Source organism: Aliiroseovarius subalbicans (genome assembly GCF_022678625.1).
In the GTDB taxonomy this organism is placed as follows: Bacteria; Pseudomonadota; Alphaproteobacteria; order Rhodobacterales; family Rhodobacteraceae; genus Aliiroseovarius_A; species Aliiroseovarius_A subalbicans.
In genome coordinates, this window is the sequence record NZ_JALBYQ010000004.1 from 1 (window position 1) to 16227 (window position 16227).

Annotated in this window: 16 protein-coding genes; 2 read left to right on the forward strand and 14 right to left on the reverse strand. The window is 63.4% G+C overall.

Annotated features, from left to right (window positions below):
* Window positions 1–72: 72 nt before the first annotated feature.
* Window positions 73–558, forward strand: a complete 486-nt coding sequence (locus MN188_RS12705; protein ID WP_242109501.1) for an ureidoglycolate lyase — start codon at window positions 73–75, stop codon at window positions 556–558.
* Between the two features lie 58 nt (window positions 559–616).
* Entirely contained in the window at window positions 617–2056 is a 1440-nt protein-coding gene (locus MN188_RS12710; RefSeq protein WP_242109502.1) for a uracil-xanthine permease family protein, read from the forward strand.
* A 59-nt stretch (window positions 2057–2115) separates the two neighbouring features.
* Here the strand turns inward: MN188_RS12710 and MN188_RS12715 are convergent, their stop codons facing one another.
* The 14 genes from MN188_RS12715 to MN188_RS12780 all read right to left on the reverse strand — a co-directional run bounded on the left by MN188_RS12715 (window position 2116) and on the right by MN188_RS12780 (window position 16134).
* Window positions 2116–2943, reverse strand: coding sequence for a bifunctional allantoicase/(S)-ureidoglycine aminohydrolase (locus tag MN188_RS12715; protein ID WP_242109503.1), 828 nt, complete (start codon window positions 2941–2943; stop codon window positions 2116–2118).
* Between the two features lie 155 nt (window positions 2944–3098).
* Window positions 3099–5264: a malate synthase G gene (locus tag MN188_RS12720; RefSeq protein WP_242109504.1), complete on the reverse strand. Its 2166-nt coding sequence runs from the start codon at window positions 5262–5264 to the stop codon at window positions 3099–3101.
* A gap of 270 nt (window positions 5265–5534) precedes the next feature.
* Window positions 5535–6788, reverse strand: a complete 1254-nt coding sequence (locus MN188_RS12725) for a mandelate racemase/muconate lactonizing enzyme family protein (protein WP_242109505.1) — start codon at window positions 6786–6788, stop codon at window positions 5535–5537.
* Window positions 6785–7369: a (R)-1-hydroxy-2-trimethylaminoethylphosphonate oxygenase gene (tmpB, locus tag MN188_RS12730; protein ID WP_242109506.1), complete on the reverse strand. Its 585-nt coding sequence runs from the start codon at window positions 7367–7369 to the stop codon at window positions 6785–6787. The genes MN188_RS12725 and tmpB overlap by 4 nt, the downstream gene beginning before the upstream one ends.
* Window positions 7366–8463, reverse strand: coding sequence for a 2-trimethylaminoethylphosphonate dioxygenase (tmpA, locus tag MN188_RS12735; RefSeq protein WP_242109507.1), 1098 nt, complete (start codon window positions 8461–8463; stop codon window positions 7366–7368). The genes tmpB and tmpA overlap by 4 nt, the downstream gene beginning before the upstream one ends.
* Before the next feature lie 3 nt (window positions 8464–8466).
* Window positions 8467–9561 (reverse strand): Zn-dependent alcohol dehydrogenase, encoded by a 1095-nt coding sequence (locus MN188_RS12740; protein ID WP_242109508.1) that lies wholly within the window; start codon window positions 9559–9561, stop codon window positions 8467–8469.
* Window positions 9562–9643: 82 nt separating this feature from the next.
* Entirely contained in the window at window positions 9644–10333 is a 690-nt protein-coding gene (locus MN188_RS12745) for an alpha/beta fold hydrolase (RefSeq protein WP_242109510.1), read from the reverse strand.
* Window positions 10326–11126, reverse strand: coding sequence for a 3-oxoadipate enol-lactonase (pcaD, locus tag MN188_RS12750; RefSeq protein ID WP_242109511.1), 801 nt, complete (start codon window positions 11124–11126; stop codon window positions 10326–10328). The genes MN188_RS12745 and pcaD overlap by 8 nt, the downstream gene beginning before the upstream one ends.
* A gap of 1 nt (window position 11127) precedes the next feature.
* Window positions 11128–12327, reverse strand: coding sequence for an endonuclease/exonuclease/phosphatase family protein (locus tag MN188_RS12755; protein WP_242109512.1), 1200 nt, complete (start codon window positions 12325–12327; stop codon window positions 11128–11130).
* A 7-nt stretch (window positions 12328–12334) separates the two neighbouring features.
* Window positions 12335–12799, reverse strand: a complete 465-nt coding sequence (locus MN188_RS12760; RefSeq protein WP_242109513.1) for a macro domain-containing protein — start codon at window positions 12797–12799, stop codon at window positions 12335–12337.
* Window positions 12796–13767 carry a threonine ammonia-lyase gene (locus MN188_RS12765; RefSeq protein ID WP_242109514.1) on the reverse strand — a complete coding sequence of 324 codons (972 nt, stop codon included), beginning with the start codon at window positions 13765–13767 and terminating at the stop codon, window positions 12796–12798. Before MN188_RS12765 ends, MN188_RS12760 begins: the two co-directional genes overlap by 4 nt.
* Window positions 13764–14588: an alpha/beta fold hydrolase gene (locus MN188_RS12770; protein WP_242109515.1), complete on the reverse strand. Its 825-nt coding sequence runs from the start codon at window positions 14586–14588 to the stop codon at window positions 13764–13766. Before MN188_RS12770 ends, MN188_RS12765 begins: the two co-directional genes overlap by 4 nt.
* Entirely contained in the window at window positions 14588–15274 is a 687-nt protein-coding gene (locus MN188_RS12775; RefSeq protein ID WP_242109516.1) for a haloacid dehalogenase type II, read from the reverse strand. The genes MN188_RS12770 and MN188_RS12775 overlap by 1 nt, the downstream gene beginning before the upstream one ends.
* Before the next feature lie 71 nt (window positions 15275–15345).
* On the reverse strand, window positions 15346–16134 hold the full coding sequence (locus tag MN188_RS12780; protein ID WP_242109517.1) for a zinc metalloprotease: 789 nt from the start codon (window positions 16132–16134) through the stop codon (window positions 15346–15348).
* Between the last annotated feature and the right edge of the window lie 93 nt (window positions 16135–16227).

A 16227-nucleotide genomic window follows, 5' to 3' on the forward strand; every position in this document is an offset into this window, starting at 1 on the left:
CGCCGAATTCGACGAGGCCTGCCGCCAGGTCGAACGCATCGCACAGGTCCGCCTGATGGACCTGTTCGCGTGATGCGCGTTTTGACCCCCCAGCCTCTGACGGCACAGGCCTTCGCCCCGTACGGCGATGTGATCGAAGCCGCGGGCGACCCGGACCGGATCATCAACGAAGGTCTGTGCGGGCGTTACCATGATCTGGCGCAGCTTGACTTTGCGGGCGGACGTGTGGGCATTTCGATGTTCAATGCCGAGCCGCGCGCGCTGCCCTATGCCTTTTCCCTGGTCGAACGTCACCCGGAGGGCAGTCAGGCGTTCGTGCCCCTGACCCCGGCGCCGTTTCTGGTCATCGTTGCGCCCGACACGGGCGGCACGCCTGGCACGCCGGTCGCCTTTCTGACCGCGCCCGGCCAGGCGATCAACTTTCACCGCGGCACCTGGCACGGGGTTCTGACCCCGTTGGCAGCCCCCGGCCTGTTCGCGGTCGTGGACCGCATCGGGCCTGGTGACAATCTTGAAGAATACCGGTTCGAGGAGGACTTTATCGTCGACCCGGCATGACAGACCCGGCGCCAAGACCGGACTGTGCCCAAGGACAGTGAACAGGGAGGAGACCCATATGTCCAATTCATCCATCGGGACGCCAGAACAGTTGCGCGACCCCAATTACACACCCCCACTTGCCAAGGCGATTCCGCTGGGCATCCAGCATGTGCTGGCCATGTTCGTGTCGAACGTGACGCCAGCGATCATCGTCGCCGGGGCCGCGGGCTTCGGCTTTGGCTCAAACAGCCCGGATTTCCCCGAGCTTCTGTATCTGATCCAGATGTCGATGCTGTTTGCCGGGATCGCCACGCTGCTGCAAACGATGGGTCCCGGGCCGGTCGGGGCGAAACTGCCGATCGTTCAGGGCACCTCGTTCGCTTTCATCCCGATCATGATCCCGCTGGTCGCGGGCAAAGGTGTTGATGCCCTGGCCGCCCTGTTTGGCGGCGTCATCATCGGCGGCATTGTCCACGCGATCCTGGGCACGTTCATCGGCAAGATCCGCTTTGCCTTGCCGCCACTGGTCACTGGCCTGGTGGTGATGATGATCGGCCTTGCTCTGGTCAAGGTCGGGATCCAATACGCCGCTGGCGGTGTGCCCGCGATCGGCACGCCGGAATACGGCAGCCTGGGCAACTGGATCATGGCGCTGATCGTCATCTTCGTGACGCTGGGCCTGAAGTTCTTCACCAAGGGCATGTTGTCGATCTCGGCGGTCCTGCTGGGTCTGATCGTCGGCTACCTCTATGCGTTGTTCTTCACCGACGCCGTATCGGCGGCCTCAATCGCTGGCAGCTGGGGCAAAGCCTCGGCCTTCGCGCTGCCGATGCCGTTCAAATACGGGTTCGAGTTCAGCTTGGCCGCCGTCATCGGCTTTTCCCTGATGGCCTTTGTGTCCGCTGTGGAAACCGTGGGCGACGTGTCGGGCATCGCCAAGGGCGGCGCCGGGCGCGAAGCCACGGATGACGAGATCCGCGGCGCGACCTATGCCGACGGGATCGGCTCGGCGGTGGCCGGGCTGTTCGGCGGTTTCCCGAACACCTCGTTCAGCCAGAACGTGGGCCTGATCGCCATGACCGGCGTGATGAGCCGCCACGTGGTGACCATCGGCGCGATCTTCCTGATCGTCTGTGGCCTGATCCCCAAGGTCGGCGCGGTGATCCGCACGATCCCGATCGAAGTGCTGGGCGGCGGTGTCATCGTCATGTTCGGCATGGTGGTCGCGGCGGGCATCTCGATGCTGTCCGACGTGAACTGGAACCGGCGCAACATGGTGATCTTCGCGATCGCCCTGTCGATCGGTCTGGGCCTTCAGCTTGAGCCCGGCGCGGTGCAATACCTGCCCAGCTCGGCCAAGGTGCTGATGACTTCGGGCATCCTGCCCGCAGCCTTCATCGCCATCGTGCTGAACCTGATCCTGCCGGCGCATCTTGCCGATGCGGCGACCGAGGAAGTCTCGGGCGGCATGGCGGGACATGGGAAAGGGTCCATCCCGCACGACGACCACGTCTGAAACGAAAGCCCCCGGCGCCTGTCATGGGCGCCGGGGGCTCATCTTTCGCAGATGCCAGATCAGCCCAGTGGGCGCATCGGCATGTGCCGGTTCACATCCTTGTAAAGCAGATAGCGAAACCGCCCCGGCCCGCCAGCATAACAGGCCTGCGGGCAGAAGGCGCGCAGCCACATGTAGTCGCCCGCCTCGACTTCGACCCAATCCTGGTTCAGGCGATAGACCGCCTTGCCCTCCAGCACGTAAAGCCCGTGTTCCATCACGTGGGTTTCCGCGAAAGGAATGACCCCGCCGGGTTCGAAGGTGACGATGGTAACATGCATGTCATGACGCAGATCGGCCGGGTCCACGAAACGTGTCGTGGCCCATTTCCCATCGGTGTCCGGCATCACGGTTGGCGCGATGTCGTTTTCATTCAGGATCAGAACATCGGGGGCGTCCAGCCCGTCAACGGCGACATAGGCCTTGCGGATCCAGTGAAACCGCAGGGTGTCCGTCCCGGTGTTGCGCAAGGTCCAGGCGGTGTCATGCGGCAGGTAGGCATAGCCACCCGGCGTCAGCTCATGCACATCGCCGTCCACCCCCAGGGTCGCGGTGCCTTCGACCACGAACAACACGCCCTGCACGCCGGGATCGGTTTCAGGTCGCTCTGATCCACCGCCCGGAGCCACCTCCATGATGTATTGCGAAAACGTCTCGGCAAAACCCGACAAAGGGCGCGACAGAACCCAAAGGCGGGTGTCGTCCCAGAAGGGCAGGAAACTGGTCACGATATCGCGCATCGTGCCTTTCGGAATGACTGCATAGGCGTCGGTGAACATGGCCCGGTCGGTCAGCAGTTGTTCCTGACCGGGGTGGCCTCCGTGCGGGGCGAAATATTTTGCGGTCATCAAGGCTCCTGACTGTCGAATGCGTTTTACCAAGTATGTGACGGAACCCCGCGCTCAACCACCCGCCACGGGTCTATAACTCTCTTCGGATATTTTTGAAATTGGCGCGGAGGGACCTGCCGGACAGCACCCGGCAGGTCGTGTCCTGTGTCGTCCTAGCCCTGCGCCTTCAGTTCAAGCCGCCGGCGATGCAGGACCGGTTCGGTATACCCCGAAGGCTGTTCGCGCCCCAGGAACACCAGATCGCAGGCCGCTTTGAAGGCAATGCCATCATAGCCGGGCGCCATTGGCGCATAGGTTGGATCCGCCGCATTCTGCCGGTCAACCACGGCCGCCATCCGCTTCATGATCTCCATCACCTCATCGTGCGAGACGACGTCGTGGTGCAGCCAGTTCGCAACGTGCTGGGCCGAAATGCGGCAGGTGGCGCGGTCTTCCATCAGGCCCACATCGTTGATGTCTGGCACTTTCGAGCACCCGATCCCCTGGTCGATCCAGCGCACGACATAGCCCAGGATGCCTTGGGCGTTGTTTTCAACCTCGGCGACGATCTGGTCTTTGGTCCACTTGCGATAGGCCGCCAGCGGGATATCCAAAAGCGCGTCGACATAGGCCCGGCGCCCGCCCTTTGCCAGGCTCGCCTGAACCGCCAGCACGTCGACCTTGTGGTAATGCGTGGCATGCAACGTTGCGGCCGTCGGGCTGGGCACCCAGGCGCAATTCGCGCCCGCGCGCGGGTGCTCGATCTTCTGCTCAAGCATCGCCCCCATCTTGTCGGGGACCGCCCACATGCCCTTGCCGATCTGCGCCTTACCGGACAGGCCACATTCCAGGCCGATATCCACGTTCTGGTTTTCATAGGCCAGTATCCAGCTTTTGCGCTTGATGAAATCCTTACGGCTGAACGGGCCGGCCTCCATCGAGGTGTGGATTTCATCGCCGGTCCGGTCCAGGAACCCGGTGTTGATGAAACACACCCTGTGTTTGGCGGCACGGATGCAGGATTTGAGGTTCACGGACGTGCGGCGTTCCTCGTCCATGATCCCCAGCTTCACGGTGTATTGTGGCAAGCCCAGAACCTGCTCGACTCGTGTGAAAATGGCGTCGGCAAAGGCGACCTCTTCCGGCCCGTGCATCTTGGGTTTCACCACGTAAACAGAGCCGGTCGTTGAATTGCGCGGGCCAGTGTCACGCTTCAGATCCTGCATCGCGATCAGCGTGGTGATCATCGCATCCATCAGGCCCTCGAACACCTCATTGCCGTCCGCATCGTGGATCGCGGGGTTGGTCATGAGGTGACCGACATTGCGCACCAGCAAAAGCGCGCGCCCCTTCAGTGTCAGGGTTCCGCCTTGCGGGGCGCTGAAGTCGCGGTCGGAATGCAGGCGCCGTGTCATCTCCTTGCCGCCCTTTGTGAAGGTCTCACTCAGGTCGCCGCGCATCAGGCCCAGCCAGTTGCGATAGGCCAGGATCTTGTCCTCGGCATCGACGCAGGCAACCGAATCTTCGCAGTCGACGATTGCCGACAACGCGCTTTCCATCCGGACATCGGCAAGGTTCGACGGGCTTTGCTGGCCGATCGGGTGGGACGGGTCGAAAACCAACTCGACGTGCAGCCCGTGGTTGCGCAGAAGGATCGATGTTGGCTGCGCGCTGTCTCCGGTGAAGCCGACAAACTTCGCCGGGTCCACCAAGGGGGATCCGTCACCCATCAGCGCGCCGCCTTCGACACGGTAACAGGTCGCCTTGCCGTGGCTGGTGGCGGTCAAAGGAAACACTTCGTCCAGAAAGACCGCAGCACGCGCTACAACGCGTGCCCCACGTCCGTTGTCGAAAGGTCCGGCGGGGGCTGCGCTTCCCATCGCGTCGGTGCCATACAGCCCGTCATAAAGACTGCCCCAGCGCGCATTGGCGGCGTTCAGGACGAACCGCGCGTTGGTGGAGGGCACGACAAGCTGTGGGCCTGGAATTTGCGCCACCTCGGGGTCGACATTGCTGGTTTCAATCGAGAAATCGTCGCCCTCTGGGACCAGATACCCGATCTTTTCAAGGAAGGCCTTATAGGCGTCGCGGTCATGCGGCGCGCCCCGGTTTTCGATGTGCCAGGCGTCGATCTGATCTTGCAGCGTTTCCCGCTTGGCCAGCAGGTCGCGGTTTTCCTGGGTGAATTCCTGCACCAATCCGGCAAATCCGGCCCAGAACTGCACTGCGTCGATGCCTGTGCCGGTCAGCGCCTCGTCTTCAATGAAGCGGGCTAGGTCCGCGTTGACGGACAGGCCTGACCGGTCGACGGTTTCTGTGTGGTTGGGTTGCTGCTGCATGACCTTATCCTTCTAAATGCCAAGTGACGCCGCCGGCTTCAGGCGTGCTGTGCACCTTTGCACACAGTGGGTTCCTGCCCCCTTTTACGGCATCGCGCGCCTCTGGGTCACTGGGAAAAGACCCCGTATTATACCATCCCACCAGTAGCTGTTTCACGATTTTCGCGAAGGACGGGGAAATCCGCAGGGTTGGACGCGCGCAGCATCGCTTGACCGGGGCTGTTCCCGGGTCCGGTTCTGCACCGCCGTCGCAACATCAGCGATGACGGGTCAGGCGGGATCGTCGTCCACCGCCCGCGCAGGCGCGCCGCCTTCGAACGCGTTCCCGTCGACATAGTTGCAGGGCTCTTCCTGCATCTCAAGATGCAGGCCGGTGCCGTCATAGGGATGCGCGCGGGCCAGGTCTTCGTCGACCTCGATGCCCAGCCCCGGCGCGGTGGGGGCGTGGATGAAACCGTCCTCCCAGGTGATCGAGTTCTTGATCAGCGCCAGGTGGAAATCACCGCCCTGCTGGATCGTTTCCGCCATCAACAGGTTCGGAATGTTGGCCGCCAGCTGGATGTTGGCCGCCCATTCGATCGGGCCGGCATAGAGATGCGGCGCGACCTGGGCGTTATAGACCTCGGCCATCGCCGCGATCTTCTTGGTTTCCAGAATGCCGCCCGAGCGCCCCAGCGCGGGTTGCAGGATTGTCGCAGCCCCTTGTCGCAGGATCGGTGCGAACTCGGCCTTTGTGGTCAGGCGTTCGCCGGTGGCCACGGGGATCGACGTGGCGCGTGCGACCTTGGCCATCTCGGCTACATTGTCGGGCGGCACGGGTTCTTCGAACCACAGCGGTGAATAGGGCTCCAACGCCTTGGCCAGACGGATCGCGCCGCCGGTTGAGAACTGCCCGTGAGTGCCAAAGAGCAGGTCAGCGCGGTCGCCCACCGCCTCGCGGATCGCCTTGCAAAAGGCAACCGAGCTGCTGATGTCGGACATCGCAGGCATGTGCCCACCGCGCAGGGTGTAAGGCCCTGCCGGGTCGAATTTCACCGCCGTGAAGCCGTCCGCAACCATCTGCGCCGCACATTCGGCGGCCATGTCGGGCGAGGCCCAGAATTCGCCCATATCGTGATGCGCCAGCGGATACAGGTAGGTATAGGAGCGGATGCGTTCGTTCATCACGCCCCCCATCAGCGCATAGACCGGCCGGTCATGCGCTTTGCCCAGAATGTCCCAACACGCAATCTCAAGGCCGGAAAAAGCGCCCATCACGCTCAAATCAGGCCGTTGCGTGAAGCCCGAGGAATAGGCGCGGCGGAACATCATCTCGATGTTCTCCGGGTTCTCGCCTTGCATGTGCCGTTCAAACACATCGGTGATCACCGCGCGCATCGCATCTGGGCCGACCGAGGCCGCATAGACCTCGCCCCACCCGACGACCCCGTTGTCGGTGGTGAGCTTCACGAAGATCCAGTATCGCCCACCCCAGCCGGGCGCGGGGGGGGCTGTCACGATGATGTCGAGGTCTTGCAGTTTCATGAGTGTGCCTTTGTGTGAGCGTCCACCATACGTTGCACCATGGGGGCGAAATGGGCGAAATCTGGGGTGTCCATGTCCGGGCGTTTGCCAGCCTCATCCAGATATCGGACCTGGATGATTTCGGTCAGATGCGGGTTCTGTTCGAACGCGGTGACTTCGGTGGGGTCCATCGGCCCGCCCTGCAATTCCAGCGTATGCACCGAGGCGGTGGACAGGCGGGCGAAATAGTCCGGCTTGGTCGCGCACAGATACCTTTTCGCAGCCACATGGTATTTCACGCAATCGGTGATGACGGGTGGGAAGAAGGGGGCAAGGACCTCTTCGCCCGCGTCCTCGTGGTGGCGGTCCTGCGTGTCATCCGGGTGATAGGTGCCGAACTCGGACGTGAAATGACCGATGTCATGCAGAAGGGCGGCGACGATGATCTCTTCGCTCATCCCGTTTTGTTCGGCAATGGTGGCGCCCTGCAACATGTGCTGCGCCATGGTGACGGGTTCGCCCAGGTATTCCTCGCCCCCGCGGCGGGTGAAAATGTCGGCGATGAAATCGACGATGGTGTCGGGGGTCAGATCGGGCCTCATGCACCCGCCTCCAACGCGGCGAGGGTCGACAGAAGCCCGTCCTTGTCGGCGTAACACCCCTGCAACCAGCGCGATCCTTCGCCGGAATACCCCTTGCGGGCATGCAGCACACGGGTGTTGTCGACAATGAACGCCTCACCCGGTGACAGCTTGAACGTCACCTCTTGTGCGGTGTCGTCGATGATGTCGGACAGCTGGCGGTAGGCGGCGTAATAGCCCGCCATGTGCGCGAACGGCACATCCGTCAGCGGCGCGATCGAACGCGAGTTGAAGCGCACGCCGATCAGCGTGCCCTCGGGGCTCAGCTCGATCATCGGGCGGCGCGATTGCAGGCGCACGCCAGCCTCTCCGGCATATTCGAACCGGGCAGAATAGCGCGCCAGCAGGTCGAACCCTTCGGGGTTTTCCGCGCGCAGGCGCAGCGCGGCGGAAAAGCCATCGACCACCATGTTCTCCCCACCCTCGGCCGAGTTTTCAAGACAGGACAGCACCTGCAAGGTCGGCACCGGGTCGCGATAGGGGTTGTCCGTATGGGCCTGAAGCCCAAGGCCAGTGAAGGCCAGGTTGGTCGGGTTCACCTCGGTCCGCACCTCGAAATGCCGACCGTAATTCGTCTCGCGTACAAAGCCGAACAAGGCCACGATATCGAACAGCCCGCCGGGTTCCGCGGCCATCCCGGTCACGCGGGCAAAGCCGTATTGGCGCACGCCAGACAGCCAATCGCGCAGCGCGTCACCGCCCGCTTGAAGTGCGGCCATGTTGCCGGTGGGAATGTCCGTCAGCGTCGCGTCCCACGGTGTCGCATGCGCGGGCAGGGTCAGCGCAGGGCAGGGGTCATAGGCGCGTGCCACCAGCCAGTCGCGGTCAAATTCCAGCGCTCGACCGTCAATCGAGACTGTGAGAGTGCCGTCCGTGAGACCGGCCTCCGTCAGGCGTGGGTCGGCGGGCAGGTCCGCCATCGTGATCAGCCGCTGTCCATTGCCGGGGTCCCGCGTCACGCCGTCCTGTGCGTTGTCCAGAAGCCAGATCGCGTGGAACCGTTTGCCCTGAAGCCGCAGAACGCGGCCCCCATCTTCGATGACCGCGTCTGTCATGGGTTACTCCTTGTCGAACAGAATGACGTTGCGCCGGGCGGCGCCGGATTTGGTGTCCTCTATCGCGTCGTTGATCTGGTCCAACGTCCAGCGCCCCGACACCAGTTCATCCAGCTTCAGCCGCCCCTGTTCATACAGGTCCACCATCCACGGGATGTCGCGGCTGATCACCACGTCGCCCATTTTTGATCCGACCATGCCCTGGCCAAGGGCGGCCAGGATCACGGGCTCATAGGTGGACATGTCGCCCGAATGGGGCATGCCGACCATGATGACTTTGCCACCGGGCGCAAGGTAGCGTGGGGCGGCGTCATAAGCCGGGATCGCGCCCACAGTGACCAAAACCACGTCCGCGCCGCGCCCATCCGTGGCCTTGCGCACGGCCTTCCACGGCGCCTTTTCGGTGCCCAAAACGCCATGGGTCGCACCGAAATCCATCGCGGCGTCCAGCTTGTCCTCGCTCATGTCCACGGCGATGATACGGCTGGCGCCCGCGATGCGCGCGCCCTGGATCGCGTTCAGACCGACGCCGCCCGCGCCGATCACCACGACCGTCTGACCGGGCCGGATCGCGGCCGAGTTCACCACCGCGCCGACCCCGGTGATCACACCACAGGCCAGCAGGGACGCCGAATCCATCGGGATACCCTCGGGCAGTTTCACCACCTGGCTTTGCTCCACCACGACCTTTTCAGCGAAGGCACCGCAGGCCATCGCCTGATGCAGCTTGCCGCCCTCGACCGTGGTGATCGGGCCATGATCGCCGTCATAGGGCGTTTCGCAGGTGACCGGGCTGCCCGACGCGCAGGACGGACAGCTTTGGCATGACCGGATCAGGGTCACCACCACCGGATCGCCGACACTCAACCCGCGCGTGTGGTCGCCCACCGCGCTGATCCGCCCGGCGGCCTCGTGGCCATAAACCGCAGGCAGGGATCCGCCCCAGGCGCCATCGGCAAAGGAAATATCGCTGTGGCAAATCGCAACCGCCTCAAGCGTGACTTCGACTTCGCTTCCCTTGGGCGCGCGGATCGAAATCTCTTCGATCTGCAAAGGCTTGCCAAACTCGTGGCAAACGGCGGCTTTGATCTTTTGCATGGATGTCCCCGTGTTCGTTTCGCCCAGATTGCGAGGGGTGGTTTCGACCTGCAAGCGGAAAATCGACAACGGGGCGTCGTGTTCAGGCGATGCGGGCCAACAGCGCGGCCAATCCGGCGGGATCGGCAAAGAACGGGGAATGCCCGGTGGATAGGTCAAAGCGTTCGTCGCACCCTTCGCTCATCACCGTCTGATAGGCCGGGGGAATCGTCTGATCCTTCGTGCAGCGGATATAGCTGCGCGGCACATCCGGTGTGCCACCGACCGGGGTCAGAGATGGTTTCGCAGGCTCGGCGCACAGCTGCGCGCGGGCATAATCCACCACCTCCGGCGGGCAATCCTGATACAGCTTTTCCCGCACCAGCGCGGGTTTGAAGGAAAAGCTTTGGCGGTCCGGCGCGGTGTCGAACGCGTCTGCCAAGGGCTGTTCGGGCCAGGCGCGGCGCATGTCGACAAGGCTTTTCCCCGGCGCGGGCACATAGGCACAGAGATAGATCAGGCGGCGGACCTTCTCGGGCGCAAGCCACGCGGCCTGCGTGATCGGGAACCCGCCCATCGAATGCCCGACCAGTGTCACGGGCGTGTCGATCGCACCCAAAATGGCCTGGGCATAGCTGTCCAGTGTCGCGTCCCCGATTGGGGTCTGGTCCTGCCCGTGGGCGGGCAGATCGATGGCGCGGGCGGTGTGACCGCACGCCTCAAGTGCCGGGATAAGGTCGCGAAAGCACCACGCGCCGTGGCCGGTGCCGTGGACAAGGAGAAATTCAGACATGGCCGATGCCGCGCAGAAAAGTGGTCAGCAGTGCGGCGTATTCTGCGGGCTTTTCCACCGGCGCCATGTGAGCGCAGCCGCGCATCAGCTCAAACCGCGCGCCGGGGATCAGCCCTGCGGTTTCGCGCACCAGGTCGGCGGGGGTTGAGCCATCTTCGCTGCCCGCAATGGCCAGCGTCGGCAGGGTCAGCCGCGCGGTGCTGTCATAAAGGTCTGTTTCCGCAATCGCGGCGCAGCAACCCAAGTAGCCCTCAAGCGGCGTGGCGCGCAGGCGGGTGCGCGCGGTCTCGATCATTTCGGGTTGGTCGCGATGGCTGGCGCGGGAAAACCAGCGCTCCATGTTGGGCTCTACAACGGCCTCGATCCCGCCCGCGCGGATCGCGTCGATCCGGTCCTGCCAGATCGCCGGGGTGCCGATTTTGGCGGCGGTGTTCGACAGGACCATGGCGCGCACCAGGTCCAGTCGCTCGGCGGCCAGCCCCTGCGCGATCATGCCACCAATTGAAAGCCCGACGAAGACGCAATCCTTCACCGCCAGCCGGTCCAGCAGCCGCGCGGCATCTGCCACCAGGTCGCCCATGTAATACGGCCCTTCGGGGCAGGGGCTGGCGCCGTGGCCGCGCATGTCCATGCGGATCACCCGCAGGCCATCGGGCAGGTGCGGCATGATCCCGTCCCAGATGCGCAAGTTTGCCCCCAAGGCATGCGCCAGTACCAGCACAGGGTCATCTGTCGGGCCGGTTTCTTCGTGGTGCAGGGTCAGGGTGCCGAAATCAGGCGGGGCGTCGTGCATGTCAGTCCCTTAGCTGCAGATGCGCCATGATCTGCCCGTGGTCCGAGGCCAGCTTGTTATATGGCGCTTCGGGGTGTGACCCGTCGGTGATATGGTCGTTCAGCACGCTGAAGTAATCCATGTCCGCAATCCGGTCCGGGTTTTCCGGGTGGAAATGACGGCTGAGCAGAATCTGGTCGATGCTTTCAAACACCCCGTTGAAGGACGAGGTATAGACCATGTCGCGCAGGCTTTTGCGCACGAACAGCTTTTCGGCCGAGTAGAGCCTGACCTTTTCCACATTCGCGGTGATCTGTTTTGCCTGATCGCCCGAATACCGGTCGCCGTAATCCTTGGCGTCATGGCGCAGCATCCAGGCGTAGTTCTTGAACGGCACTTCGCCCGAGATGATCTCGCTGCTCACCGCATGTTCGCCATCGTTGAAATCCCCCAGCACGACGACCGGCCGGCCGCGGTTCAGCTCTTCGACGATCATCCGGCGCAGCACCCAGGCTTCGGCCATGCGCCGGACGGCGGCACGCAGGCTGCCCAAAGCACGGGCCACGGGGTCATAGCGGGTCAGGTCCTCGGCGGGTGCAAACTCCGCGCCCTTCGGGGTGATATGTTCGCCAAGCTTCGATTTCAGGTGGCAGTTGAACAGGGTCACGACCTTGTCGCCCACCGGCACGCGCACCTTGAGAATCGGGCGCGACAGGCGGCGCAGCGTATAGCTGCCCGCATCCGCGTCTTCGCTGCCGCGCAGGGGCTGGAAGGGAATGGTGATCGGTTCGTCCAGATCCTGCACCACCTCAGGGTCTCCGACAAAGCCGAAGCGCGACAGCACGGCGACGCCGGGTCGGCGCTGCCCCGGTTCACCATCGGCCACGTTGGGGGCAAAAGCCAGGGTGGCGTTGTCATATGGCTCGACCGCCAGCTTGCGGAAAATGACCTTGCGGCGATAGGATTTGCTGTCGTCGGGCACCGCCATCTTGTTCAGTGCATGCGCCCGGCGGTTGGTTTCACTGACCACGTCGCGCAGCGCATCTTCTTCGAAGATTTCCTGAAACCCGACCACGTCGGCGTCCAGCGTCATCAGCTGGTCGGCCATCCAGTCCTTTTTCCAGGCGTATTCTTCAGGCGTGTAGGTCTGGAACTGGTAATACTCCTGATCGGCGCCGATCAGGTTTTTGACGTTGAAGGATGCAATCGTGAAATCGGTCATGTTGGCCTCATACCTGTTTTGGCCATCCTGCGCCCGGCAGGGTGACAAGGCAATGATCCAGACCTGACAAAGCCGTGTTGATACGCGGCGCGATGTGGTTCCAGTTGCCACCGGCCAGCCCGGCTCCGATCAGGGGATAGCCGATGCGCGCCGTCGGGAACCGCGTGGCGATCACGTCAAAGGTGCGCGACACCGCATCCAGATCGACCAGCGGCGCGGGGCCTGCGGGGCGAAACTGCGTATAGGCGTTGACGATGGTCAGCGCGCCGTGGGTCGCGGTCGAGATTGTGCCCAGCTTGGCGGGGTTCCCCAGTGGGGTCGCAAGGTCCGCCTCAAGGGCTTCGGGGACCTGTGCGGCAATCGCTTGCGCAATGCCCGCGCCCATCGTGCCAAAGCAATTGCAGCCATGCACGATCACGTCGAAATCCCCGGCCAGACCCAACGCGATCAGGTCGCCTTCTCGGTGGTTCACCCGAACCGGTCCAACGCCTGGCGGAACACGGGCGTGTCGACGTTGCCGCCCGAGGCGACGACGATCACCGCGTCGCACTCAACCTTGTCTGCGTGGAACAATGCCGCCGCCAAAGCCACGGCCCCACCGGGTTCGATCACGATTTTCAGCCGGTTGAACGCGGCAGCCATCGCGCGTTGGCAGTCATCTTCGCTGACCGCAATGCCCGGCCCGCACAGGCGGTGCATGATCGGAAAGGTCAGGTCACCCGGTTGCGGCGTCACGATCGCATCGCACAGCGAGCCTGACAGCTTTTCGTTGCGCTGGATCGACCCGGTGGCCAGCGACCGTGCCACGTCGTCGAAACCTTCAGGCTCGACCGGTCGGGCGCGCAGCCCCGGCGCCTCAGCCTCAAGCGCCAGCGCGGTGCCCGAGGTCAGGCCACCCCCGCCACAGGGGATCAGAACATCGCCGCGCGTCACGCCAAGCGCGTGGGCCTGCTGGGCGATCTCAAGCCCGGTGGTGCCTTGCCCGGCGATCACCTGCGGGTTGTCGAAGGGTTTGACCAGGGTCAGGCCACGCTCTTCGGCCAGCTGCGCGCCGATCGCGTCCCGGTCTTCGTTTTCGCGGTCATACAGAACAACCTCGCCCCCCAAAGCGCGCGTGTTGTCGATCTTCTGCCGCGGGGCATCTGCAGGCATGATGATCACGGCCGAGGTGCCATGCTGGGCCGCGGCCATTGCCACGCCCTGCGCGTGGTTGCCCGACGAAAACGCGATGATGCCACGCGCGCGGGTGTCGGGGGCCAGCGCGGATATCGCCGACCAAGCACCGCGAAACTTGAAGCTTCCGCTGTGTTGCAGACATTCGGGTTTCACGAACACCTGCCGCCCGGCCAACTCGTCCAGAAACGGTGACGACAAAAGCGGTGTGCGCCGGGCGTGACCCTCCAACCGTTCGGCGGCCGCGCGGATCATCTCGATGTTCATCGCATGTCCTCGATCCAGGCTTTCAGCACCGCCAGCGCTTCGGGTTCGTCCAGAAATGGCACGTGGCCCCGGTCGGGCACCTTGGCATATTCCATGCCGGGGTGGCGGCGGCGCATTTCGGCCACGGTGGCATCGGACAACAGGTTCGAGTTTGCCCCGTGGATCAGCGCGGCAGGCAGGCCATTCAGCGCATCGAACAGTGGCCAGAGATCTGGGATCGGCTGTGCGCCCGCTTCGATCACCGCGTCACGCAAGGCTGGGTCATAGCGGTTTTTCAAGCCACCTTTACCGTCCTCCTCAAGGATGTTGTGCACCTCTTCCAGCCATCGCGACATTGGCACATTGTCGAACCCGTCCATCACCCGCGCGCGGGTCTCGGCGGCTGCCTCAAACGACTTTGCGCTGGGCGGCACGCCAAGGTATCCCATGATGACCTCAAGCCCGTCGGGGTCAATCACCGGACCGATGTCGTTCAGGCAGACGCCCAGCAGGCGTTCGTGCACCGTGGCGGCCATGCCCATCGCGATCAGCCCGCCGCGTGAGGTGCCAAGGATCGCGGCCTGTTCCAGCCCAAGGTGATCCATCAGATGCAGCGCGTCCATCGCCTCGACCTGGATGGTATAGCTTTGATAGGGTGCCCAGTCGGATTGCCCGCGCCCGCGATAATCAGGGCGGATCAGGCGCACACCCTCCAGATGCGGGGCGACGAAGTTGAAATCGTCGCCATTGCGCGTAAGCCCGGCCAGCGCGATAACCGGCAGCCCTTCGCCTTCGTCGCGGTAGGCCAAGGTCAGCCCGTCGGTGGATTGAAAGGTTTTCATCAAATGGCCCTCGCATAATCGGGAATGGCGGTCAGATCGTGCAGCATTTCGTGCGGCTTGTGGTCCAGGCGGTCCATCGGTTCACCCGCGCGGTTGACCCAGATCGTGTTGAAACCGAAACCGCTGGCGGCGGACACGTCCCAGCCGTTCGAGCTGACGAACAGCACCTGTTCGCGGGTGCAGTTGAACCGTTTCAGGACAAGGTCATAGACTTGGGCGGCGGGTTTGAAAACGCCGACGCTTTCCACCGACAGACTATCGTCCAGCAGCTCTGACAATCCCGCCGATTGCACCGCGCCCGCCAACATGTCGGGCGATCCGTTCGACAGGATCGCGGTGTTGAACCCGCCGTCTTTAAGCGCGGCCAGCATGGCGGGCACTTCGGGATAAGCCGCCAGTTCCCAGTATAGCTGTAACAAGCGTTCGCGCAGGGCGGGGTCGCGCAGACCGCTGGCCTCAAGCGCCCAGTCCAGCCCGTTCTGGGTCACGGTCCAGAAGTCCGCATGTTCGCCCGTTACGGCGCGCAGCCAGGTGTATTGCAGCTGTTTCGCACGCCAGTCGGCGGCCAGTTTCGGCCAGATATCAGCCAGCGCTTCGTTGCCGGGTTCTGCGGCGGCCTCACGCGCGGCGGCCGTGACATCGAACAGCGTGCCATAGGCGTCGAAAATACAGGTGGTGATCGGCATGGGCGCTCCTTTTTTCCTCTCGGAAAGTGGCACATGTCGTCGCAGGGGGAAAGATGCAGTTCGCCCGGCGGTCAGGTCATCGGAATGATCCGGATGATCCACCATCCCCCAAGGAAAAACGCCGACAACGCAGCGAAATATGCGGTCAGTGCCAAGCGCAGCTCGTGTTTGGTCAGTGTGGCGCGCGAAGCGTGGTCCTCACGGCCTGTGATCAGGGCAAAAGCACCCACCAGCGCCATCAGGAAGATCAGAACCGAACTTACCGAATAGGCAAATCCCATCAGCGCCGCAGACATGGCAGCAGCGGCCAGCGGTCCGACACCAGGAAACTGCGCCTGGACCATGATGCGAATGCAGCGCCCGCCATCCAGCGGCCACAATGGCAGCAGGTTCACGAAATTCAACGCGCCAGTCGCCAGCGCGAATTGCAGGAAGAAATCGGAAGCCAGCGGCGCATGTGGCGCCAACACGTCGACCAGCGCAAAGGACAGTACCATCGGTGCCAGGCTGACCCCTGGGCCCATCAAGGCGATGAAGAACGCATCAAGATCCGACCGCGGCGGCGTGTCGGAAATCCGCACCCCATTCCAGAACGGAACCAAACGAAACCGCGCATCTGCGTGCCCTACCATGCGATAGGCCAGCACATGGCCAAATTCATGCAGCAAAAACGCCAGCAAAAGCGCGAAGGCAAAGACCGACCCCATCAGCACGCCGACCGAGACGAAACAGGTGAATGCGATCACCACGCTGGCGCCGTTCAGCCCTGACAAAGCCAAGGGCGGGCCGTCAGCGAGCGCGGGGCGCACCATCGACAGCGTGGCCAGAAACAGGCCAGTCGCAAAGATCAGAAATAGCATGGCGTCAAGTCACAGGATTACCGCCCCGCATCCGACGAGGCCCCCCGACTTCACCCATTGGGGCGGTTTTACGCAAGGAGTATGGCCGAAAAA

Bases quoted from the DNA above. Each gene is read 5' to 3' on its own strand.
- MN188_RS12745 (WP_242109510.1), bottom strand. From the start codon at position 10,333: ATGTCTGAATTTCTCCTTGTCCACGGCACCGGCCACGGCGCGTGGTGC.
- MN188_RS12715 (WP_242109503.1), bottom strand. From the start codon at position 2,943: ATGACCGCAAAATATTTCGCCCCGCACGGAGGCCACCCCGGTCAGGAA.
- MN188_RS12780 (WP_242109517.1), bottom strand. From the start codon at position 16,134: ATGCTATTTCTGATCTTTGCGACTGGCCTGTTTCTGGCCACGCTGTCG.
- tmpA (WP_242109507.1), bottom strand. From the start codon at position 8,463: ATGACAGACGCGGTCATCGAAGATGGGGGCCGCGTTCTGCGGCTTCAG.
- MN188_RS12705 (WP_242109501.1), top strand. From the start codon at position 73: ATGCGCGTTTTGACCCCCCAGCCTCTGACGGCACAGGCCTTCGCCCCG.
- pcaD (WP_242109511.1), bottom strand. From the start codon at position 11,126: ATGCACGACGCCCCGCCTGATTTCGGCACCCTGACCCTGCACCACGAA.
- MN188_RS12755 (WP_242109512.1), bottom strand. From the start codon at position 12,327: ATGACCGATTTCACGATTGCATCCTTCAACGTCAAAAACCTGATCGGC.
- MN188_RS12770 (WP_242109515.1), bottom strand. From the start codon at position 14,588: ATGAAAACCTTTCAATCCACCGACGGGCTGACCTTGGCCTACCGCGAC.
- MN188_RS12720 (WP_242109504.1), bottom strand. From the start codon at position 5,264: ATGCAGCAGCAACCCAACCACACAGAAACCGTCGACCGGTCAGGCCTG.
- tmpB (WP_242109506.1), bottom strand. From the start codon at position 7,369: ATGAGGCCCGATCTGACCCCCGACACCATCGTCGATTTCATCGCCGAC.
- MN188_RS12710 (WP_242109502.1), top strand. From the start codon at position 617: ATGTCCAATTCATCCATCGGGACGCCAGAACAGTTGCGCGACCCCAAT.
- MN188_RS12775 (WP_242109516.1), bottom strand. From the start codon at position 15,274: ATGCCGATCACCACCTGTATTTTCGACGCCTATGGCACGCTGTTCGAT.
- MN188_RS12725 (WP_242109505.1), bottom strand. From the start codon at position 6,788: ATGAAACTGCAAGACCTCGACATCATCGTGACAGCCCCCCCCGCGCCC.
- MN188_RS12740 (WP_242109508.1), bottom strand. From the start codon at position 9,561: ATGCAAAAGATCAAAGCCGCCGTTTGCCACGAGTTTGGCAAGCCTTTG.
- MN188_RS12765 (WP_242109514.1), bottom strand. From the start codon at position 13,767: ATGAACATCGAGATGATCCGCGCGGCCGCCGAACGGTTGGAGGGTCAC.